At 60.3% G+C, this 19974-nt stretch carries 22 protein-coding genes and 1 pseudogene; 13 read left to right on the forward strand and 10 right to left on the reverse strand.

Annotated elements, in window-relative coordinates:
* Positions 1-6 precede the first annotated feature (6 nt).
* From VSP_RS24065 to VSP_RS37200, 3 genes are read right to left on the reverse strand one after another with little or no spacing between them, the layout of a single operon-like run.
* Complete coding sequence (locus VSP_RS24065; protein ID WP_029190718.1) at positions 7-1674, reverse strand: nucleoside recognition domain-containing protein; 1668 nt, start codon at positions 1672-1674, stop codon at positions 7-9.
* The gene (locus tag VSP_RS24070) at positions 1671-2321 is read right to left on the reverse strand and encodes a hypothetical protein (RefSeq protein WP_009963912.1); all 651 of its coding nucleotides are present in this window, start codon (positions 2319-2321) and stop codon (positions 1671-1673) included. Before VSP_RS24070 ends, VSP_RS24065 begins: the two co-directional genes overlap by 4 nt.
* On the reverse strand, positions 2308-3549 hold the full coding sequence (locus VSP_RS37200; protein ID WP_009963913.1) for an NAD(P)/FAD-dependent oxidoreductase: 1242 nt from the start codon (positions 3547-3549) through the stop codon (positions 2308-2310). The genes VSP_RS24070 and VSP_RS37200 overlap by 14 nt, the downstream gene beginning before the upstream one ends.
* A 116-nt stretch (positions 3550-3665) precedes the next feature.
* Between VSP_RS37200 and VSP_RS24080 the strand changes: the two genes are divergently transcribed.
* The 5 genes from VSP_RS24080 (at position 3666) to VSP_RS24100 (ending at position 8230) form a co-directional block, all read left to right on the forward strand.
* Positions 3666-4934, forward strand: a complete 1269-nt coding sequence (locus VSP_RS24080) for a hypothetical protein (protein WP_009963914.1) — start codon at positions 3666-3668, stop codon at positions 4932-4934.
* 107 nt (positions 4935-5041) lie between these two features.
* The gene (locus VSP_RS24085; RefSeq protein WP_081452691.1) at positions 5042-5950 is read left to right on the forward strand and encodes a metal ABC transporter substrate-binding protein; all 909 of its coding nucleotides are present in this window, start codon (positions 5042-5044) and stop codon (positions 5948-5950) included.
* Between the two features lie 49 nt (positions 5951-5999).
* On the forward strand, positions 6000-6437 hold the full coding sequence (locus VSP_RS24090) for a hypothetical protein (protein ID WP_009963916.1): 438 nt from the start codon (positions 6000-6002) through the stop codon (positions 6435-6437).
* 16 nt (positions 6438-6453) lie between these two features.
* Entirely contained in the window at positions 6454-7272 is an 819-nt protein-coding gene (locus tag VSP_RS24095; protein WP_009963917.1) for a metal ABC transporter ATP-binding protein, read from the forward strand.
* Between the two features lie 109 nt (positions 7273-7381).
* The gene (locus tag VSP_RS24100; protein WP_009963918.1) at positions 7382-8230 is read left to right on the forward strand and encodes a metal ABC transporter permease; all 849 of its coding nucleotides are present in this window, start codon (positions 7382-7384) and stop codon (positions 8228-8230) included.
* A 128-nt stretch (positions 8231-8358) separates the two neighbouring features.
* Here VSP_RS24100 and VSP_RS24105 read toward each other — a convergent pair whose 3' ends face one another.
* From VSP_RS24105 to VSP_RS24115, 3 genes are all read right to left on the reverse strand, one after another.
* The gene (locus tag VSP_RS24105) at positions 8359-8598 is read right to left on the reverse strand and encodes a hypothetical protein (protein WP_029190720.1); all 240 of its coding nucleotides are present in this window, start codon (positions 8596-8598) and stop codon (positions 8359-8361) included.
* 97 nt (positions 8599-8695) lie between these two features.
* Positions 8696-9370 (reverse strand): rhomboid family intramembrane serine protease, encoded by a 675-nt coding sequence (locus VSP_RS24110; protein WP_009963922.1) that lies wholly within the window; start codon positions 9368-9370, stop codon positions 8696-8698.
* Between the two features lie 98 nt (positions 9371-9468).
* Positions 9469-11154: a hypothetical protein gene (locus VSP_RS24115; protein WP_053332380.1), complete on the reverse strand. Its 1686-nt coding sequence runs from the start codon at positions 11152-11154 to the stop codon at positions 9469-9471.
* A gap of 293 nt (positions 11155-11447) precedes the next feature.
* On the opposite strand from VSP_RS24115, the gene VSP_RS24120 reads away from it, so the two are divergent.
* The 6 genes and pseudogenes from VSP_RS24120 to VSP_RS43865 all read left to right on the forward strand — a co-directional run bounded on the left by VSP_RS24120 (position 11448) and on the right by VSP_RS43865 (position 14949).
* The gene (locus tag VSP_RS24120) at positions 11448-11897 is read left to right on the forward strand and encodes a type III secretion system chaperone (protein WP_009963925.1); all 450 of its coding nucleotides are present in this window, start codon (positions 11448-11450) and stop codon (positions 11895-11897) included.
* 60 nt (positions 11898-11957) lie between these two features.
* Positions 11958-13208, forward strand: a complete 1251-nt coding sequence (locus tag VSP_RS24125; protein ID WP_009963926.1) for a PAAR repeat-containing protein — start codon at positions 11958-11960, stop codon at positions 13206-13208.
* Between the two features lie 44 nt (positions 13209-13252).
* Positions 13253-13441: a hypothetical protein gene (locus VSP_RS24130; RefSeq protein WP_009963927.1), complete on the forward strand. Its 189-nt coding sequence runs from the start codon at positions 13253-13255 to the stop codon at positions 13439-13441.
* Positions 13442-13478: 37 nt separating this feature from the next.
* A complete protein-coding gene (locus tag VSP_RS24135) occupies positions 13479-13955 on the forward strand; it encodes a type III secretion system chaperone (protein WP_009963928.1) in 477 nt (158 codons plus the stop codon).
* 101 nt (positions 13956-14056) lie between these two features.
* Entirely contained in the window at positions 14057-14431 is a 375-nt protein-coding gene (locus VSP_RS24140) for a bleomycin resistance protein (RefSeq protein ID WP_009963929.1), read from the forward strand.
* Positions 14432-14490: 59 nt separating this feature from the next.
* Positions 14491-14949 (forward strand): annotated as a pseudogene (locus VSP_RS43865) (SRPBCC family protein).
* 224 nt (positions 14950-15173) lie between these two features.
* Here the strand turns inward: VSP_RS43865 and VSP_RS24150 are convergent.
* On the reverse strand, positions 15174-16340 hold the full coding sequence (locus tag VSP_RS24150) for an SH3 domain-containing protein (protein ID WP_009963932.1): 1167 nt from the start codon (positions 16338-16340) through the stop codon (positions 15174-15176).
* A gap of 116 nt (positions 16341-16456) precedes the next feature.
* On the opposite strand from VSP_RS24150, the gene VSP_RS24155 reads away from it, so the two are divergent.
* A complete protein-coding gene (locus tag VSP_RS24155; RefSeq protein WP_009963934.1) occupies positions 16457-17353 on the forward strand; it encodes a dienelactone hydrolase family protein in 897 nt (298 codons plus the stop codon).
* A 13-nt stretch (positions 17354-17366) separates the two neighbouring features.
* A complete protein-coding gene (locus VSP_RS24160) occupies positions 17367-17627 on the forward strand; it encodes a hypothetical protein (RefSeq protein ID WP_009963935.1) in 261 nt (86 codons plus the stop codon).
* Positions 17628-17653: 26 nt separating this feature from the next.
* Here the strand turns inward: VSP_RS24160 and vccD are convergent, their stop codons facing one another.
* From vccD to vccB, 3 genes are read right to left on the reverse strand one after another with little or no spacing between them, the layout of a single operon-like run.
* Complete coding sequence (gene vccD / locus VSP_RS24165; protein WP_009963936.1) at positions 17654-18286, reverse strand: Verru_Chthon cassette protein D; 633 nt, start codon at positions 18284-18286, stop codon at positions 17654-17656.
* On the reverse strand, positions 18283-19404 hold the full coding sequence (vccC, locus tag VSP_RS24170; protein WP_009963937.1) for a Verru_Chthon cassette protein C: 1122 nt from the start codon (positions 19402-19404) through the stop codon (positions 18283-18285). Before vccC ends, vccD begins: the two co-directional genes overlap by 4 nt.
* 37 nt (positions 19405-19441) lie before the next feature.
* A complete protein-coding gene (vccB, locus tag VSP_RS24175) occupies positions 19442-19972 on the reverse strand; it encodes a Verru_Chthon cassette protein B (protein ID WP_029190722.1) in 531 nt (176 codons plus the stop codon).
* Positions 19973-19974: the final 2 nt, after the last annotated feature.

Raw genomic sequence — 19974 nt, forward strand, 5'->3', positions numbered from 1 at the left:
AGCACACTAGAGATTCGCCAGGATGATCGCGCTGCCCACTGCTGTCGCCATCTGCCTCCAAGACAACTGCCACGCAGTGCGCCAGCCCAGTTCCCGGCCCACCGTCCACAGCGTCACCAGGCAGGCACTGAAGGTGGACATGAGCCAGACCGCTATGAAAACCTGCATCCCGCTCATGCCATGCAGGATGGCTCCATCCGCCGCATTGAGGGCCAGCATGCCATCTTTGCGAATGATGGAAAAGACCAGAGCTGGGGCGGCGTCAACAGGCAGCCCCACCCATCGGAGCGCCGGGGCCAGCCATTGCCCAAGATGAGCCAACACCCCTAACTGCTCCAATGCTGCTGCCACCACGCAGATTCCTAGAAACAACGGCATGGCCTGCAGGAGAAACTGCTTCAGGATCGCCCGGACACGCCAGAAGATTGCGCGAGCAGACGGCCATTGCAGAAAGGCCCGCTCGGTCAGTGGGGACGTGGACTGCCGCTGGTCGTGACCTCGCCCATGCCAGAGCCGGGTGTGGACGCCCCCCACCAGAAACAACAACAGCAGATACGGGAGGAAAAGCCCCGGCCTGCCCGCGGAACCAAACAGACTGAGCGAGGCTCCAATCTGATAGGAACAGGCGCTGCCAAACGCGATGAGCGAGACACAGGCACGGCGCGAACACGCCCCACAGGCGCGGCTCTGATGCACGGCAACGACATTGCAGCCATAACCCGTAAGCACCGGCATCAGATCCCGGCTGTCGAGCCCGATGCGGCGCAGCCAGGGATCCAGCGCGGAGGCCATGCGGTCCTTCAACCCTGTCTCCTCCACCATCGCCACGCTGATACCGACCAGCAACACCACGGGGAATGCCCAGAGGAAGGAGTACACACCCAGGGTCAGCAAACCATAGCCGCCAGTGAGCGGAGCCTGTAGCCAATGAGGCAGGGACAGCGCCACCGCCAGTGACTGCAAGGGAGCGATCAACTCTCTCTCCACCACCGGCTGCAGCCAGGTGGCTGCCAGCCACGCCAGATACACCGGTCCGGCAAACATACCAACGGCCAGCAGCGCTGCGAGCACGGGGCCGATTGTTGCGTGCTCGAACCAAGTTGCGGCCGGATCCCGCTCCCCCACCAGCCCGCCAGCCGTGACAGGATGCTCCAACAATCTGGCACCGGGCGGGCGGGCTTGCTCGATGGCCACCAGCAGCGCCCGACGTTCCCCGGCTGCCAGTTCGCGGGCATTCACCAGCACCACGGGCACCTGTAGCCTCTGCTGGTAGTGCTCCACCATGGCATGCACCGAAGCAGGAGCCAGATCCCTGAAGGTCACCGCCACGGCACTGCGCCTGCCTCGCAGGTCCAGCTCCCGCAGCAGGGTTTCCATCTCCCGCATGAGGTGGGTTCCCCGCACCACGAGCAGCACGACGTCGGCCCCTTCCGTCTCAGCCAAGGCCACGCGCGTGGTTTCGGCATCTGCCACGGTACGGATGCCGGGCGTATCCACAACCTCGCACGTGCAATCAGGCACGCGACAACGTCGGCAGACCACGGTGGATCCCCGGTAGTTGGCCTCGTCTCCGGCCGCGTGTCCGGTAAGACCGCGGAAGAGAGCACTCTTCCCCGCAGACTCCAGCCCTGCCAGCACGACGGAGGGGGATGCAGGGGCGGCGGAACGGTTCATGAGCCCACCTCCCGGCTCCCGCGTCCCCAGGCTCGAGCCCTGGGCACAGTGCCCGTTTCTGCCACAAAGGCGGCATACCAGCAACGCGCTGTATGCGGCGGCAGCCACCAGTATCGCTTGGGAAGCATCTGATACTCCCGGTACTGAGCGGCACGATGAGAGCTCCCCAGATGGGAGGAAATCCACCCCTCGTACTCGACGAGCCACTTTAGGAGTATGCAGGTGGTGTCGGCCAGCTGGGCCCACTCTGCAGCACCCGATGGCGTCCAGATGCGCGCCGTCTCCACCCGATCCGCCCGCACTGGCAAGACCTCCCCGCAAAGCTGGCAAACCCGCCGCTGCCGCACAAAGATCATTCCCGGTCCAGCTCCCTCTACAGGATACCAGCCCACCAGGTGGCCGTGTAATTCGAGGATCCCACCGTCGAGCTCCCGTTGATAGCGGCTGGTGCCATGCACCCCTTCTTTTGCGATGCGGCGGAACCCATGCTCCACCAGTAGATTTCCCCCAGGGTGCACCACATCCCTGCCCCAGTAGTACATCTGCAGGTACAATCCTGTGGCCACGTCCTTGAGCCGCGGCGGCAGCCCATTGGGCACGCGGCCTGCGTGCCGTGCCAACTCAACCGTCCGATCAGGCTTGTACATGTGCAGGCACCTCCCTACCGTTCAGGGTCTCATACTCCGCGACCTCCGGGGCCTCCCGCCCTGCGGCACCGACAGCACACTGACAGTCCACGCAGCAGGACAAGTCCTCCAGCATGAACCCATGCTCCTGCCAGGGACGCAGCGCAGTCTCCCACGGCAACCCGAGGCGCTGGGCGATGGCTCGCGCCACCACCCCAAATCGCGAGCGGAACTTGTAGATGAAACAGAAGCTGCTGCCACGATGCACCAGCGAGGGGCCGCTGTAGAACAAGCCCGGTGTGAGTGTGCTCTCATCCGCCTCTTCACTGAAGATCAGGCGCCCTTCCGCTTCATGAAACAAGTGGCGCACCGGTTGCAGCGCCCCATGGAAGCCAGTGCAGAGAATCGGCGCCGTCTCCGATTCATACACACCCCCTGCCCGATCATGCACCCGCCACCGGCCTCGCTGACGGGTGACTTCAGAGATGTCTGCGTTCTTGTAGAAGTGGATGCTGCCCGGAGCCTCCAGCAACGCCGCTTTGAGCCGGTCAATGGTATAGGGGCTGAGCGCCACACTGGGGTCCGGGCTGCTCACATGCCACGGTTCACCGCGGGAGAGCACCTTCACATCCCTCCCCAGCCAGGCGAGATTCACCGCCGCATCGATGCCGCTCTCATAGCCGCCGATGATCGTGTGCTCCGCCCCCTGCAGAAGCTTCCAGTCCACCACCTCACCATTGTGGCGGCAGTGGTGGGCACCTTTGATGCCCCCATGGTCCGGCCGGGAAAACTCACCGGCCGCCCAGATCACGTTCCGGGCACGCACCACCCCCTTCTCCGTAATCACATCGAACTCAGCGCCGGTTGACATTATTTCCTTCACCCCCGTTCCGTCCCGGACCGGCAGCGCATAGTGCGTGGCCACTGCCTTGAGATACAGCGCATACTCCCGGCCGGTGGGGTGCTCCCCGTGCAGGAAGTCTGCCGGCGATGTCTTGGGCGTGATCGCATTCAGATCCGGCTGGCGGAAGGGGTTGCTGTGGAAGCTGGGTGTGATGAGCCGCATCTGGCGCGGCCATCTCGCAAAGGACGCCCCCACTTCACACCGGTCGAAGATGGCCATGCGCTGCACGCCGCAGGCCTGGAGCGCCAGGGCACACCCCAGCCCTGCGGGCCCGGCCCCGATCACCGCCACATCCAGACTGGCCTCGGATTCCCCATTCTCAACCGATACGCTTCTCGCCGTCATTAATGCAAATTCATTGCACCTAACGCTTGATGCAAGAGAATTGCAGGAGAAAGTGGACGGCGATAACGAAACGCACTATGATTGCATCTACCGACACCTCCCGACCTGCCTTCGCGATGAGACTGCCCACCCTGATCAGCGTCCTGACCCTCTCCACACTGGCCCATGCTGGCACGCCAGTGGAGAGCCCGTCCCACTCCACCCCCACCAAGCCTGATGTCAATTGGCTCACGGGGGAGGGCGTGAACATTGGGGGATTCCTCTTCCCTCATGTGCACTTCCAGAGCGTGTACGGCGGCACCACGGCGGATGATGTGGACCACCTCGGAGCCGGCCACCATGACCCGCAGCGCGATGGCTGGACCATCCAGGGCTTCGAGTTTGGCACCTCCCTGCGGGCAGGTGAGTATTTGGAGGGCTTCGGCACCTACCACCTCTACTACGACCGCGCCACGGACGACTGGGACGGCGAGTTCGAGGAATGGTTCGGCAAGATCAAGAACCTGCCTGGTGGTCTGGAACTCCGCGGGGGTCGCTATCTGAGCCGCTTCGGCCTGCAGAACCCCGTTCATATGCATGGCTGGGACTTTGTGGACAGCGCACTGGTCAACGGCCGGTTCCTGGGTGATGACGGCCTCTACACCATCGGCGGAGAAGCGAGCTGGACACTTCCCGTTTCCTGGACCTCCGTCCTCAGCGTCAGCGTAGGCGTAGCCCCTGAGCACGAGCATGAACACGAGGGACACGAACATGCCGAGGAGGCCCTTTTCGAGGCAGAAGGCAGCCTGTTCAGCGATACCTTTGTGACCGCCAACTGGACAAACCAGTGGAACTACAATGACTTCCACCAGTTCCGCTACGGTGTCAGCGGTGCCTGGGGGGACAACGAGTTCGGCCGCACCAGCCAGGTCTATGGCATTCATCTTGAGTATCTGTGGCGTCAGAACGGTCTGGAGGCTGGTGGCAGCTACTTCCGCTGGCGTACGGAGGCGATGTACCGCCGCTTCGGGGCCGTGGCAGAGGCTCATGAGCATGAACACGAGCATGAGGAGGAAGAAGGCCACCATGCTGAGGAGGATCATGACCACGATCACGAAGCCCCCGCTCGTCGCACCCTGGATGAGTTCGGCATCTACACCGCCCTCGCCTACGGCTTCGACAGCGGCCTCGAGTTCGGTTTGCGCGGAGATTATGTCCAAGGAATCGCCGCAGCGGGGTTGGATGAACGATTCCGTTTAAGCCCCTCCGTCACTTGGTACCTGAACAAGAACCGCACCCTCTACTTCCGCACCCAGTACAACTATGACCACTCCAGCGACTTTGGTGATGAACACAGTCTGTGGGGACAGGTCGGGTTTAACTGGGGCGGACCCGAAGTGCGTTAAACTTTAATTTTCAATCGTTTATGACACCCCATGGCAGGCTGGAGCATCTCTGGCCTGCTATTTTTGTTCCCGTAAATCGTATCCTTTAATCCCCACCCCCTATCCCGATGAGAATTTCCCTTCGCAGCATGCTTTTCCCCGTCTTGGCGATGCTTTTCGCCGCCCTGCCTTCCCAGGCGGCATTGAAAGTGGCCGCTCTGCACCCTCTGCTGGGTGATCTGGCCCGCCAAGTAGGCGGCGACAAGGTGGAGGTCATTGATCTCCTCAAGCCCGGTTCTGATGCACACCATTTCGAGCCTACTTCGAAAGATCTGGCCTCCATCAAGGGCACGACACTCATCCTTGCCAGCGGCAAACACCTGGAAAGCTACCTGGACAAGCTCAAAGACTCAGTCGGCCCCGCCACCAAGATCGTCGAGGTCGGCAAGCCCATCCCCTCCATCAAGATTGAGGCTGGCAATGAACTCTTCCTCTGCTGCCCCGCTCACGCCGCTGGCGGCATTGATCCCCACTGGTGGCATAGTGCCGATAACATGAAAAGAGCTGCCCGGGTGCTGGCTGACGAGTTCTCCGCCGCCGATTCTGCCAACGCAGCCGCTTACCGAGCCAATGCAGAGGCTGCCCAACAGAAACTCACGGCCCTGAAGAGCTGGGCACAGCAGCAATTTGCCGCCATCCCCAAGGCTGACCGCAAGCTGGTCACTGCGCACGCTGCGTTTGGGTACTTCTGCAAGGAGTTTGGCTTCAAAAGTGTGCCGGTACTGGGGGTCGGACGCGAAGACGAAGCCACACCCAAGTATATGGTGGAAACCATCAAGACCATTCGCGACAACAACATCCGCGCCGTCTTTCCGGAGGACCAGGCCAATCCCAAGGTACTTCAGGAGATTGTCCGTGAAACAGGCGTGAAGGTCGGCAAGCCGCTCATCGCGGACGGCACCTCCAGCAACGCCACCACCTTTGAGGCCATGCTCCGCCACAACGTGTCCGCCGTGGTCGAAGCGCTCAAACCCTGATAGGTCTGCGACTGGACAACAGGCCGTTTCATCGGATTCTCCATTCTTCATGCGAGGCTTCCCTCCCCTTCATCTGCTGCTGTTTGCCATCGCGTTCGGCCTCGTCGCTGTGCCGCTGTCTCACCTCACCTTTGCCCGCCCAGTGGTCGCGCGAGCCCAGACTGCGAAGCCCGCAGCGATACCCGATGGCATACACACGTACGTGCGGCTGCGATTTGCCCATGTGCCGGAAAAAGTGTCGGTGAGACTGGGTGACCAAATGCTCCTGGATGAGAAGACCACCGCCCCCTCTGCCACCATGACGACAGAGGTGGGCTTGGTGATTCCGAAGGAAGGGCTGGAACTTCTGGTGCAAGCCACCTGGCCGACCGGCACTCCAAGCACCGCCATCACGGTTGAGCTGGAGCCTGACGAGAAAGAAACCCGTACGCAAACCCACTGGTCTTCTGACTTGGCCTTTTCGCAAATTTATTCCTTCGTCTGGTGATCCCCGAACCGTCCTGATGCACGCCACTCACGACCCCAAACACGACCACGAGCACACACATGCTCAGGGTCATGATCACAGCCACACCCACGAGCATGTGTGCTGGGGCCATAGCACGCACAGTCCCGTGCATCATCGACTGGAGATCTCCAATCTCAAGGTGAGCTACCGCGAGGTGCTCGCGCTGGAGGGCATCAACTTCGCCACAGAGTGCGGTCGCAGCCTGGCACTTGTGGGCCCGAACGGTGCCGGCAAGAGCACCCTGCTAAAGTCCCTGGCCGGCCTGCTCAAGGCTGACTCGGGCCGCATCCTCTGGCGCGGCAGCCCTCTCGTGAGCAGCAGCCATGAGCTGGCCTATCTGCCTCAGCGCGGTGATGTGGACTGGAACTTCCCTATCACCGTCCGCGGTCTGGTAGAGATGGGGCGCTACCCTAATCTTGGCTGGTGGAAGAAGTACTCCACCCATGATGAGGAGATCGTGGAGCGGGCCCTTTCCGCCATGGACCTGAAAGAGCTGGAGAAACGCCAGATCAGCGCCCTGAGCGGCGGGCAGCAGCAACGCGCTTTCATCGCCCGTGCGCTTGCCCAGGAGGCCCACGTCCTCCTGCTCGACGAGCCCTTCACCGGTCTTGACCGCCCCGCCCAGGAAACGCTCGTCCGCCTCTTCAAAGAACTCACTCGCGAAGGAAGGCTCCTCATTGCCAGCCACCACGATCTCAAATCCGTGCCCGACATCTTTGACGAGGTGCTGGTCATTAAGCGGAAACAATTCGCCTTCGGTCCCGTGAAGGACGTCTTCTCAGAGAAGCTCATCGAGGAGACCTACAACAGCTGAATGCACCGCCTGAAGGCAGAACTCCACCCCAGCCTTCGACCGCTCCTCAGCCGATACTGACCTTGTCTTCCCAACATCATTTCCAATTCATCACTCCTCGATTTCTGAAGTGAGTACATTCGCCGATTTTATCTCCGAAGCCCCCGCCAAGCGGGCCCTGCTGGCGTGCGCCATGATTGGGTTTTCCAATGGCTTTGCCAGTGCCTTCGTGGTACTGCGCAAGAGCGCACTGAAGGTGGGCACACTGTCGCACGGGCTGCTGCCGGGCATCGCACTGGCTGTGTTGTTCTTTGGGTTGAGCCAGTGGAGCGCGCTGGCAGGAGCCGTTTTTGCCGCCATGTTCATCGGGCTCGGCTCGCTGTTTGTGGCTCGAACCTCACGCCTGGACCAGGACACTGCCCTGGGCATCCTCTACACGGCAGGCTTTGCCGCAGGTTACATCGTGCTCACCCGCCTGAATATCCGCCAGAAACTGGATGAGTGGCTCTTCGGGAGCATCGTGGGCATGGCGGACTCGGATCTCTGGATTGCCTTCGGCATCAGTGTGCTGGCTGTGCTCATGCTCACGGCCATGCAGCGCCCGCTGCTGATCTTCCTGTTTGAGCCCAACGTCGCAGCCAGCCTGGGCGTGCCCGTTCGTTTCCTGAACTACGCCACCTTCGGGATTGTGATCCTCGTTCTCATCTCCTCCCTGCAGGCTGTAGGTTGCATCCTGAGCGTCGGCCTGCTGGTGGCCCCGGCCGCTACCGTTTATCTGTTTTCCAACTCCGCCCGGGCCTTGTTCCTCGGGGGCGGCATCATCGGCATGCTCGGTTCGGTCACTGCATTCTTCCTGAGCTATCCCCTGGGCTGGCACATCAGCTCCACCATCGTGCTGGTGCTGGGCGTCATCTTTGCCCTCGCCTATATCTCCAGCCCGCGCTACGGCTTGTTCAGCAAGCGCAAGCAAGGGGCATAGCTGAGGCTGCACGTTTCATCTCAACGCCCCACCACGGCACGTTGAGCCCTCCTTCCAGCGCCTGTATCCAGCCAGCGGCACGGACTGGGTTCGCTTTCAGCAGAAAGCACCGACATGTGCATCCCCACCTAAATCATCTTCCGAGATCGCAACTCTGACACCAGCATCTGAACCATTGCATCGGGGATGCTGGTCCGGTTTGAGAGATTCCGATACATGGGGACCTGCTTGAGCAGAGCTTCGACGTAGGCATCAAACAGCTTCAGCAATCGCTCATCCTCACTGCCCGAAACAGGAACCGGAATCGTCGGTTGTCCCAGTGAGGTCAATATTCCATTCACAGTGGTGTAGCATTGCTCAGTTGTCATTTGTTTCTCACTTCACACACACACGATTGGGGAAAGCAGGCTGATCGTACGGTTGAGCACATTTGCCGTCAACCGGTCACTTGGCACGCCTTGCTCGTCACTTTTCCGGCTCCCGACGGACGATGTCCAGGAGTGACTGATTGTCATACTCCGTGAGCCGGAACCACCCAAAGTGCAAGCCCACCAGGCCCGTCATCAGCCCGGTCAACAGGCCGCCGATGTGCGCCCAATAGGCGACACCTTCACCACCTCCTGCTGCGCCCCAGATGTCAAAGACAAACCAGGCGAGGATGAGCACCCAGGCCCGACAGGACGTGGTGCCACCACGAATCATGAAGACCCAAAAGAGGTAAACCCGGTTCAGCGGATACATGGCCAGAATCATGCCCACCATCCCGTTAACTGCGCCACTTGCGCCAATCGCGGGACTGCCATCCATCAGCACATGGACGGCAGCCGACATCAACGCACAGAGCGTGAAGACACCAAGGTAAATCCAGTTGCTCGTGTTCGTGCAGATGGCATTTCCAAACACCCAGAGGAACACCATGTTCCCCAACAGATGGAAGATATCCCCATGGAGCAAAACATGCCCCAGGATGCCCGGAAATGAAAAACCATCAAGAACCAGGGAGTCAAACTCACCAGAATCCAGCCCCGGCCCGAACAACGCAAACAGAGAAACGAGGGAACACGCCGCGACGATCAGCCAGTTGGCCCAAGGGCGTTCTTGCTGCAACGTTTCAATCTCGTAGGGGATCAAGATGAACATGAGAGCAAATGGTACATTTACCCCAGGTTTGCGCAAGCGATTGCATAATGACACGCGGCTATGGAAAGCTTCCTGTCCGCTCCGGGTTCAATGCAGGATCAGCGAGCCAGCACCACATCCCGCACCCCTTGATACTCCGGCCCACCCGCTCCGAGGTATCCGTTGCTGGCACCATCAGCATCCGGGGTGATCCAGAAGGCATACAGCCTCCCTTGGGTAAGATGAAAACGCAGGCGCACTGGCTTGCTGGCAAATGCCAACACATCCTCACGATCCACCCAGTCCAGCTTCTGCTTCGTGGAATCGCCCGACGTTTTCCTGGACACCGCGAGAACCTTGCCCGTTTCATCCAGCAACTCCGCCCACAGTTCCCCTTTTTCCGTCGCAGCATTTACAAACAATTGGCCGCCCTGGAACGAGACCGGGCGGGTCGTGAGGACACCGGCTTCATTTCCCGACTCCACATCCATGGAGGCAAAGCCATCCCGACGCAGCGTCGCCAACCCCACCGAGCCTCCCGTGTACATCCCGCGATTCCCATTGGGCGCGATGCCTGATGCACCCATGTACGGGAAAATGAGCTGATCTCCCAACACCACAAACACCCCGGTCGTGCTCTGCAAGTAACCACGATCCCATGAACCCTCAGTTCGAGACCCGACAATGAAGCCCCGTCGATCCGGGCGGTCCCAATGAAAACCATCCCGACTGAATCCCAGTTCGAGGTCGATCAGTTTCGGGAACTTGCCCCGATCACAGATCTCGTTCTTCGGCCCGCGATGGATGTAGTGCACGCCAACCATGAGACTTTCATACGCCACGGCATTGAGGCCGTAGAGTTGCGGAGTCTCCCCTGCTCCGGGGTAGCGCCCTTCCGGCTCCGGCGCGTCCAACCGGTCGGCATTCGTCCAGTACACCGCCGCCGACCAGTCCGCTCCGCGCATGAAGTCGCTGTTTTCCGAGTACCAGCGGGACCGCCCCCGAGGGCCGCCGCGTTTGATGCTGTAGCACCACTTCTGGCGGAAGGGATTGTAGAAAAAGGAACAATAGTCGTCGGCATGGCCGGTGGGGGCTCCATCAGACCACTTCTTGGCACCGTCGGAGACATGCAGCGTGTGCGTCACGCCGGTCACCCGTTGGTCCTTCGGCACCTGGGTCCAGCAGGTCATGTACTTCACCCGTTCCTCAGGCTTGGCATCCAGATCAAACCAGACGCTGTTGTCCGCCCCGCCCGTGGTCAGAGCCGCACCTGTCCACCGCAGCCCGTTCGGGAGCAGGGTATTTCCTCCGGCCAGTCCCAGCTCAGGTCGCTGCCAGCGATGCATGTCCGTGCTGGTGGCCAGCGCGAGCGGGCCCCGCCAGCCCGCGTTGTAGTACATCTTGAAGTGCTTTTCCGCAGGATCGTAGAACACGCCCCCCTGGCCCAAGAAGGTCATCGCCTCCTGATCCTTCTCCCATTCAGAGGAGGCGGCGAGTTCACGCAGCGTCTCCGGCTTGAAGACGGGATTGCCTTCGTACTTCTTCGCCGTGTGAAACGTGCGCTTCAGGTTCGTGCTCTCTACAAGAAAATCATCCACAAACAGCTGCCGTCCCACATCGATGGCGATCACCTGCGGAGGATGCCGTAGATAGGGCACCTGCATCGGTTCGGGGGAACGCGCATCCATGTTGCGCGGCGGCCAGACGTCGGGAAGCTCGATGTTGTTGTACAACTTTTCCGCTGCCACTGCCTGTCCGACGACAGTGAAACTGATGGAGAGAAGGAGGGCGCTGCGCATCACCATGAAAAGAGCTTACCCCTCCCCGGTCACGAGGTGCAATGGTGCCGCCGCGGTTTTCGATGATATGGTAACATCCCAGGCTTCGCCGATGCGCAGAGATCAATGCCTCGTCCGCACCTGTTCCCACTCGCTCACATTCTAGTTTTTTCACACATCACCGGCCGGGCAAAAATTGCTGCACGCTGCTACTTAACGTTTTCTTCACTTTTTTCGTTACTTTGAAGTTCGCACGACAAGACAGTGAATGAACGCCTTCGCTCCCCCCGCCATCACCGTCTCTCCGCCCCCCCTTCTCCATGATCGACGACTCTGCCACTACGACGCTCATCTACTTCCAGCAGTTGCTGACAGAGTTTGGCCTCCCCGTTGACGCTGGCGAACTGAGTGCCTCCATCACCGTCGATGACAGGCTCACCCTCCAGATCACGACATTGGACGACGGCCAGATGACGCTGACCACCCCTCTGGCGGGAGAGGAGAAAGAGCTTACCCCAGCCTTTGCCCGTCGGCTTCTGGAGGCAAATTTCCTACGCCGCGGCACCCGGGAAGCGGTGTTGGGCCTGGCCGAAGGCAAGCCTGTCCTGCTGCGCACCCTCAAGCCAGGACAGTTCACCTACCCGGAGTTCCGCCAGGTGGTGGAGGATTTTGTGAATACGGCAGACACGTGGTCTGCGGCAAATGCTGCTTCTGACATGCCGTCAGCAAATCCCCCTGCGCACGACACGGCGCACTATCTCTGCGCCTGAACCACCCGCAACGCGCACTTAGCGAAACACCCATCACTCATCTCTGACCTTACCAGCCTTATGAACGTCGGCGCTCCCCGTACCGGATACGGCACCACCCAAGGTGCCTCCCCTGATCAACGCATGCAGGATATCCAGACTCACATTGGGAATCGCAGCGTAGGCGGTCGGTTTGTCTCCTGGCTGAAGAACAAGGACGGGATCACGCCCAAGGAGCAGCGTTACATGAATAGCTTCCAAAAAGCCCTAACAGACAAGTTGGGCAGCCGGGAAGCGGTCAACGTGCTTTTCAAGGAACTGCAGCTCTCTCCAGACAGACCTCTAAGTGTCCGCAAGATGCAGGTCGCCATGGATACCGCAGACCAGATGGTCGCGGATCGGGACAGTTACACAGCGGCCCGTGACAAACAGGTGGCCACCAAACTCGCCAATGATCAGAAAACAGCTGCCGCAGTAGCGGCGGCCAAAGCCAAGGCGGCAAAAGAAGGACGGGGGTACGTGCCCCTCGTTGCCAAGGTCAACACCAGTGACACGCCAGACAAGGCACTCAGCCCGTCGGCAGCGGCGTTGCGGAGCTCCATTAGCACCAAGTTGAGCGGCACCCCGGACGAGAACTTAAAGGCATCCAGAGCCATCATCAACTCCCTCGGCCTGAAGGACAATGAAGAAGTCACCGACGCCCACATTGCCACTGCCAACAAACTCGCCCAAAGGTACGAGGAAAGTCGGGGCTCGGCTTTGTACAATGACATGGGAGACAAGACGTTTGCGAAGTACTTTGAGGCCGCCTTCACAAACATTGTCGCCAATGGCTGGGACAACCGTGCGGATCTGCTTTCCACCGATGAACTCGTCGCCCTGAACGCCTACACTCAGATCGACTACGCAACCATCAACAAGCAGCTTCGGGATGGCGACCCATCCCCCCTGACCCAGACCATCACAAATCTGTGCCTTCAAGGCCTGGGCAAGCTGCCTCCCTACGATGGCCCCGTTTCAAGAGGCACCGACCTGCCCTGGGACAAAGATCAAAACTGTGTCCGCGGCGGCACCATGACGGACAAGGGCTTCACCAGCACCTCTGCCACAAAGTCGTTCGAGGGCAGTCACCAGTTTTCCATCACCAGCCCCGGCGGGCGGGACGTCAGCTTTCTCTCCAAGTACCCTGAAGAGGTGGAAGTGCTCTATCCGCCCAACCACCAGTTCCAGATCGTGTCCCGCATTGGAACGGTTGACTACGGAGGCTCGACCGACCCGTCCGGCAAGACGGTCAACCCCGGGGTCACCCAGGCATCGATCATCCTCAAGTAAGAACAACTCGTTATCATCCGGCATTTCTCCGTCACCGCATCGCCATGGAAATCATCCCTCCCAGCACTCCTCCTCCGCCGCCCACCGCAGAGGAACAGGCCCTGATCGATGAAGCCAGCAAGATCTTTGCCGCTCTGAAAGACCGTCCGCGGGTTTCTCAATCTCTGCAAGAAAGGGCTTCAGACGGATCCTCCGACGCAAACGAGGAGAGCGAAGACTCCCCTCTGATCTGATTCAATCCAGCCCATCTCTACGCCCCCGCTCCTCCCCATGTCGTCCCTTCAAACCGCCCAATCACTGATCGAACAGTTCTCCCACTCCGTGGGCTTGCCCGGCCTGGCTCTGGATGCCGAGGGCAGCTTGAGCCTCCGCGTGGGCGAAGGCCAGCTGGTGCAGGTCGCCCACGATCCGTCCACTGGTGAACTGATTCTCAGTGCGCAGGTTCATCCGGATGCGAACGAACTCCCGCCCGCCGCGCTCCGTCGGATGTTGGTCACCAATGTCAAACTCCATGCCGAATCCGGCCCCGCCTTCGCCATTGCCCCAGATGACGGCACCGTGGTTCTAGAACATCACCTCTCACTCGCGAACCTGGAATACAGCCAGTTGGAGGCCGCCTGGACCTTGTTCCTGGACCAAGTGGAGAGAGCCAGCGCCAAACTCGCCCAGCTGACGGACTCCCACACCGCTGCGGCATACGACGGCGAACCTCTGAGCAGCGAGCAATTCTTCGTGGTGAGGGCTTGAGATAAAAACAAGGTTTTATGGAGCAAAATCATTTGCATCGCCGGGTCCCGCAAAGATAGCATCGTCCTCTGCGACCCGCGGCAAATCCACACTCCTCTACCATGTCCCCGCCGAACCTGCTTTCCGCCTCCCCACTCCTTCACGTCTCCTCTTCGGAAGTCGCGGAGATTTACTATGGCACTCAGCTCGGCTTTACCTTGGCCTGGCAGTACCGCCCCCATGCACCTGCTGCAGATCCCGGCTATCTCGGATTCGAGCGTGACGGCGTGAGACTACACGTCTCCTCCTTCTCAGGGGACGGCGTTGCGGGAGGGGTGGCGTCCTTTGAAGTGCGCGACGTTGACGCCCTCTACGAGGAGTTCAAAGCCAGGGGAGTCGCCTTCGAGCTCCCTCCCCACGATCAATCGTGGGGCAATCGCGAAATGTACCTTCGCGATGCAGATGGGAATTCGATTCGTTTTATCCAACCGGGGTGATGAACGCCTCGTGAGAGCCATCTCCAGCCTGCCCCGGCCAGCCCCCTGCCCGCCCCTCCATGAGCACCACACGCGTCAGCCGTCTCATCCTTGCGCCACGTGCCGCAGTTTACCGGGCGCTAATAGATCCTTCCGCCATCCCCCGCTAGAAGGTGCCCCATGGCATGACGTGTGAGGTGCACACCTTCGAGGCACATGAGGGAGGCAGCTTTCGCATCTCCCTCACGTACGATCAGCCCACTGACACCGGCAAAACCACCCGGTAAACGGACACCTATCATGGTCGTTTTGAGAAGCTGGTTCCCGATGAAAATGTCGTTGAAGTGGATGTTTTCGAGACAGCAGACCCCACCCTGCAGGGAGAGATGACCATCACCTACACCCTCGTCGAGACAGACGAAGGCCCCCTCCTTCACGCCGTTCACGAAGGGGTGCCAGACGGCGTGTCCCCGTCCGACCATGAGCTTGGCTGGCAGATGTCACTTGGAAAACTGGCGGCGTTTGTCGAGGGGAGTTGATTGCGGGGAAGGTCGCATTCAGAGGAAGCTCATAGCTGCGTTCGTCAGAACGCGGTCTCGGTTGGCACGGCGGCCGGCGAAAGCGGCGAGATTGCATGAAATAACTCCACCTGTTGGACCACTCCGCATTCTCACGAATGCAGCCACGAGCTTCTTTTCCCGGCGCAACCATAATTACATCGAACCCTGCCCACTGCCCACTGCCCACTGCCCACTGCCCCCCCTCACCGCCGCTCCACTTCCACCTTCTCCACCCTGCCAGTCCCACCGACCACGATCACGGTCACGAGGTAGGTCCGCCCGATCGAATGGATCGATCCATCCGTACGCTTGCCCTCCCAATACTCATGCTGGCGCAAGATCAGCCGCTGGGGTGATTCCCACTTCAGAGGTTCCACATGAGTGTAGATTTTCTTGGCCCCTTTGAGTTCGGCGTCGTCAGCTCTTCCGGGCAGGTCCGGTTCAGACACCTCCACGCGGGAAAATTTTGAGGCTCCCGCATTCTGATAGACCACGGTCTGCGCCGACTGCCCTGCCACGCAGAACATCGCCAGACGGCGCGAGTCAGGACTCCACAGCACCCGTCCTTCACGATCAAGTCCCTCTCCAGAATCATCTGGTGTCAGGTCCGCCATCACTTTCCCATTATCTTTGAGCACCAACTCCGCTCGCTCCACCTTCGAGTTCTCACGCGGCTCAGCAGAACTGAACACCTTGCGCACGGCGTACCTCCCATCTGGAGACGTCCAGTCCACGATCTCCTTGCGGAACAACAATGCCGCCGTTTTTGGAAAGTGCCGGGTCAAATACCCCATTGGCTCGAACACACTCATCTCCATGGCTTTTACATATTCACTCCGTACGGCGAGCCGGTAGTCCAAAGGTTGCCCCGCCAGGAAAGTGCTCCACTTTGCATCCCCGAGGAGATGCACCACATCGTTGAAATAGCCGCAGTGCATCTCCGCCGCGCCGCCATCCGTGTCGGTGATGGCAAAGTAGGCCTTCATCGCCTCCGCATCCCCTTTCGCGGCACCGCGCGCCAGCTTGTAGTAGTTGATGCCACGCCCTTGGCCATAGAGGGCGAGTTCATCACCCGGCCCACCGTCTTTCAGGTCCGCCATCTCCACATGCATCACGATGCGGCTGTGGTGCATCCAGCCCTCCTTGCCCGACGCCAGAGTCACGCGCCACCATTCCGAGCCCTCGCCAGGCTCGAAGTCAAAAACTTCTCCCGCAGGCACTTTGGCGACCACCGCAGCGTCTGACGATTGTCCGCCACGCAGATTGGAATGACCATCTGGATCGTGGATCTGCCCCCGCTGCGCTGCCGCCGCCCCTGCCACGCCGACGGCCCACAGGCACGCCAGCACCAACACCTGGAACGTCTTCATATGGTTGATATTTGTGCCCCGGAAGTCCCGCGTGACAAAATACTTTCGCCCGGCAGGTGATCTCCCTGTCTGACGAGACTTCCCAAACAGGTCCCCGGTCGCTAGTCTGGGTGGCTATGGAACGAAAAATCGCCTCTGAATTCGACCAGGAACTGCTGGATCTGTACGACGATTTCGCCCACAGCCGTATTGACCGGCGGGCCTTTATGGACCGGGCATCGAAATTCGCAGTAGGCGGCATCACCGCAGCAGCCCTGCTGGAGGCCCTCAGCCCCAAGTACGTTTTCGCCGCCCAGGTGGCCAAGGACGATCCGCGCATCACCTCCAGTGATGAGGAGTATGCCTCACCCAAAGGGGCTGGAAAAATGCGCGGCCTTCTGGTGAAACCTGCCAAGGCCACGGGCAAAGTGCCCGGCATCGTTGTAGTGCATGAGAACCGCGGTCTCAATCCTTACATCGAAGATGTCGCCCGCCGACTCGGTGCCGCCGGTTTCATTGCCTTTGCCCCGGATGCTCTCTTCCCCATGGGAGGCTATCCCGGCGATGACGAGAAAGGCAAGGAGATGCAGGCCAAACGCGATGGCAAAGAAATGGTGGAGGACTTCATCGCGGCGGCCGAGTGGCTGCAAAAGAACCCTGCCACCGATGGCAAAATCGGCGTGGTCGGCTTTTGCTTTGGCGGCCTGATTTCCAATACCCTCGCCTACCGGATCCCGGATGTGATCAAGGCCGCCGTGCCTTTCTACGGCCGTCAGCCCGCCGCCGAAGAGGTGCCCAAGATCAAAGCCCCGCTCCTCCTTCACTACGCAGAACTGGACACCCGCGTAAACGAGGGCTGGCCCGCCTACGAGGAAGCGCTGAAGAAGGCCGGCGTCACCTACACTGCACACATTTATCCGAAGGCCAATCACGGCTTCCACAACGACACCACCCCCCGCTACGACGAAGCTGCAGCGAAACTCGCTTGGAACCGTACTCTGGAGTTCTTCAACAAGACGTTGAAGGGAGCTTAACCCCCTCTCCCCCTTGCCTGCCAAAAAGAAACCCTCTGACAAACCGCTGACGGGAGCTGACCTGATCAAGGAGGTCTCCCGTCGTATTCGTGCCGCGCGCAGCCTGTGGGACGCCCATCGCAATGCTGCGTGCCGGGGCGAGCGAACCAAGGCTCTGGCTCTCTACGAAACACTAAGTGATGCTGAGAAGGAAAAGATTCCTCAGGAGCTCCGCGTCTGGTTGCGATACCGCAGTGAGAAATACTTCGGCGACGGACGCACTCCGCCCAAGTGAAGTCATGCAGACACCATCGCGACGATCTAATAAAGCACCACCGAGCCAGTGACGGGATCCAGCACGACAGACCGGTAGTCTGCCGGGAGATCCTTGGGCGAGCCTTCCGGCATCTCTCTCACCAGAGTGAACACCGTCTTGGCATCGCGAGGCAGGTTGGTGCGACCATCTGGCCGGATCAGGTAGGACACGTACTCATACGCCATGCCCAGATCCGCATCCTCAGGCCCGCTCTTCACGGGTATCTTGCTCAAAAGGGTGCTGTACTGCGGATCCCTCATCATGATCACACCGCCCGTCAGCTTCTGCGCCTCAGTCGTAAAGTGCAGCTTGGGTTTCCCATCAGAAGCCCATCCCGTGATCTTGGCAATCTGATAGCCACGGTACTCCTCCCCACCGAGCCCTTCCTTCTCCTGATAGCGGTAGAACCTCACCTCCACAGGCACGCTCTCTTTTTGCGCCAGCAGCGCCGCATGCTCCAGGTCCGCCGCCAGCTGTCTGGCCATGCCGCCCAGTTGTTGGGTCGCCATGGAGGCAGGCACGGTCAGCCCCGCCAAGGCCATGAGCAGCGCCATCACCGCAATCACCACCAACAGCTCCACCAGGGTGAACGCCTGCCGGCGCAGCCTGATTCGATGCAACAAGAGTTTTTCGTTCATGGTGCCACCTCCGTGATCCACTTGCCGCTGCGCAGGGTGACCGTGACGCTCAAGGCCTTGAAATGCAGCCCCAGTCCGCCCAGCGCCTTCTCCACCTCTGTCATGTCTTTTTCGTAGTCGGTGTATTTGGTGAACCGTCCCTTGAAGACATCGCGAACCTTCTGGGCGGCGGCGTCCTCATCATCGCCTGAGTTCGCCACATATTTGTCGTATGACTTCTCCTCAGAGGCGAAGAGCGTGACCACCACCTTGGGGGGCAGTTGATGACGCCGGGAACTGCTGATCGCATTGCTGCCGTTCCACTGGAAGTCGCGGCTGTCGTAGGCGTAGAGGGGATCAGGCTCCACTTTCACATCGGAATAGCCTTCAGTGCTGTTGGTCACAGTGACGTTTGCGGAGTAAGGGACCAGGACCATGGCCAGAATGTTTTCGGCCACCGGGCGGGAATTGGCAGCCAGATCCGCCTGGTACCATTGCAGCGCCTGCGCCTTGGCTGTCTTGCGGTTCAGGGCAAACGTCTTGCTGTAAAGAATGCTTTTCTCCGCAGGTTGGGAATACTGCATGAGGCGGAAGCGCTTGCGCTCCGGATAGAGCTTCTTGGCCGTCTCATCCGTCAGGAAGCCCGGACGGTGAATGAGATCTGTGTCGTATTTTATGTAGAAACCCCAGGCATTCACCAGTGTGTGCAGCCGTTCTGTTCCTGCCACAGCGGGCGCCCCGGAACCCGGGGCGTCCGTGAACGAACCCGCAAAACCCAGCGGTGCCTGGAAGAACATCGCCTGGCCAGACTCCGCCCCCGCCCCCACCAGATCGCCGGCCGGGCCGAGGATGAAGTGATGATCCGACACCCGCTCGTACCCGGTGGCGACGCCGCTGGCATTCCTTTTATAGCTCCAGCTTGCATCCATCACCGCCTGGGAGAGGGAACTGCTCACCGCGTCCAGCGCGGCCCGGGCCTCTTGAAACTCACCCACATGCGCCGTGGCCTGGCTCATGGTGTTCTGCGTGCGGACCACGACATCCGCCATCAGCACCATGATGATGGCCAGCACGCTCATCGAAAGCAGCAGCTCCACCAGCGTGAAGCCGCGTCGCAATGGTTTCAGGAAATTCTTCATGGGCCTGCCATTCAGGGTTTTCGCAAGCTCGTTGCCATCACTTTGTCTTCGTCATGGGGCCGGTCTGCTCCACATTCACCACCCACGTAGGACGCTCGGTGTAGCGCCCAGAGTCCTCCAAGAACGCCTTGTCCGGATCACGATCACCGGTGAACCGCAAGTTCAGCCGGCGCAGATAGGGATTGGTCAGCGAATCGCCGGTGAGCTTGGGTTCCGTCTTGTCCACAGTAGCCTGCACCGCGTACATGCGTGCGGGGTCGGTGACGCTCGCAACCGGCGTTCCGGTCTGGTCAAAGTAGAAGGTTTTGTCCGCCAGAATGACGGATCTTGCCCCTCCCCCGTCCTGTTTGATCCAGGTGGCCGTCTGGTAGTCTGAAACGATGGCCTGGATCATCCGGGCCTCCGCCTGCCGGTTTGCGGAGCTGCGCAATGTGTCCAGGCCAAACGGCACCAGCCCGAGCAGAGTGAGCAGGCAGATGGTGGCGATGCCCACAGAGATGGCCACCTCTGCCAGCGTGAAGCCCGCTGGCCCCCGGCCGCGGCCATAGTATGGAGGGGTTGATTTCATGA

The organism is Verrucomicrobium spinosum DSM 4136 = JCM 18804 (genome assembly GCF_000172155.1).
GTDB classification, from domain to species: domain Bacteria; phylum Verrucomicrobiota; class Verrucomicrobiia; order Verrucomicrobiales; family Verrucomicrobiaceae; genus Verrucomicrobium; species Verrucomicrobium spinosum.

Bases quoted from the DNA above. Each gene is read 5' to 3' on its own strand.
- VSP_RS24155 (WP_009963934.1), top strand. From the start codon at position 16,457: ATGGAACGAAAAATCGCCTCTGAATTCGACCAGGAACTGCTGGATCTG.
- VSP_RS24110 (WP_009963922.1), bottom strand. From the start codon at position 9,370: ATGTTCATCTTGATCCCCTACGAGATTGAAACGTTGCAGCAAGAACGC.
- vccD (WP_009963936.1), bottom strand. From the start codon at position 18,286: ATGAACGAAAAACTCTTGTTGCATCGAATCAGGCTGCGCCGGCAGGCG.
- VSP_RS24135 (WP_009963928.1), top strand. From the start codon at position 13,479: ATGTCGTCCCTTCAAACCGCCCAATCACTGATCGAACAGTTCTCCCAC.
- VSP_RS24065 (WP_029190718.1), bottom strand. From the start codon at position 1,674: ATGAACCGTTCCGCCGCCCCTGCATCCCCCTCCGTCGTGCTGGCAGGG.
- VSP_RS24095 (WP_009963917.1), top strand. From the start codon at position 6,454: ATGCACGCCACTCACGACCCCAAACACGACCACGAGCACACACATGCT.
- VSP_RS37200 (WP_009963913.1), bottom strand. From the start codon at position 3,549: ATGACGGCGAGAAGCGTATCGGTTGAGAATGGGGAATCCGAGGCCAGT.
- vccB (WP_029190722.1), bottom strand. From the start codon at position 19,972: ATGAAATCAACCCCTCCATACTATGGCCGCGGCCGGGGGCCAGCGGGC.
- vccC (WP_009963937.1), bottom strand. From the start codon at position 19,404: ATGAAGAATTTCCTGAAACCATTGCGACGCGGCTTCACGCTGGTGGAG.
- VSP_RS24080 (WP_009963914.1), top strand. From the start codon at position 3,666: ATGAGACTGCCCACCCTGATCAGCGTCCTGACCCTCTCCACACTGGCC.
- VSP_RS24120 (WP_009963925.1), top strand. From the start codon at position 11,448: ATGATCGACGACTCTGCCACTACGACGCTCATCTACTTCCAGCAGTTG.
- VSP_RS24085 (WP_081452691.1), top strand. From the start codon at position 5,042: ATGAGAATTTCCCTTCGCAGCATGCTTTTCCCCGTCTTGGCGATGCTT.
- VSP_RS24125 (WP_009963926.1), top strand. From the start codon at position 11,958: ATGAACGTCGGCGCTCCCCGTACCGGATACGGCACCACCCAAGGTGCC.
- VSP_RS24150 (WP_009963932.1), bottom strand. From the start codon at position 16,340: ATGAAGACGTTCCAGGTGTTGGTGCTGGCGTGCCTGTGGGCCGTCGGC.
- VSP_RS24115 (WP_053332380.1), bottom strand. From the start codon at position 11,154: ATGGTGATGCGCAGCGCCCTCCTTCTCTCCATCAGTTTCACTGTCGTC.
- VSP_RS24140 (WP_009963929.1), top strand. From the start codon at position 14,057: ATGTCCCCGCCGAACCTGCTTTCCGCCTCCCCACTCCTTCACGTCTCC.
- VSP_RS24130 (WP_009963927.1), top strand. From the start codon at position 13,253: ATGGAAATCATCCCTCCCAGCACTCCTCCTCCGCCGCCCACCGCAGAG.
- VSP_RS24105 (WP_029190720.1), bottom strand. From the start codon at position 8,598: ATGACAACTGAGCAATGCTACACCACTGTGAATGGAATATTGACCTCA.
- VSP_RS24070 (WP_009963912.1), bottom strand. From the start codon at position 2,321: ATGTACAAGCCTGATCGGACGGTTGAGTTGGCACGGCACGCAGGCCGC.
- VSP_RS24090 (WP_009963916.1), top strand. From the start codon at position 6,000: ATGCGAGGCTTCCCTCCCCTTCATCTGCTGCTGTTTGCCATCGCGTTC.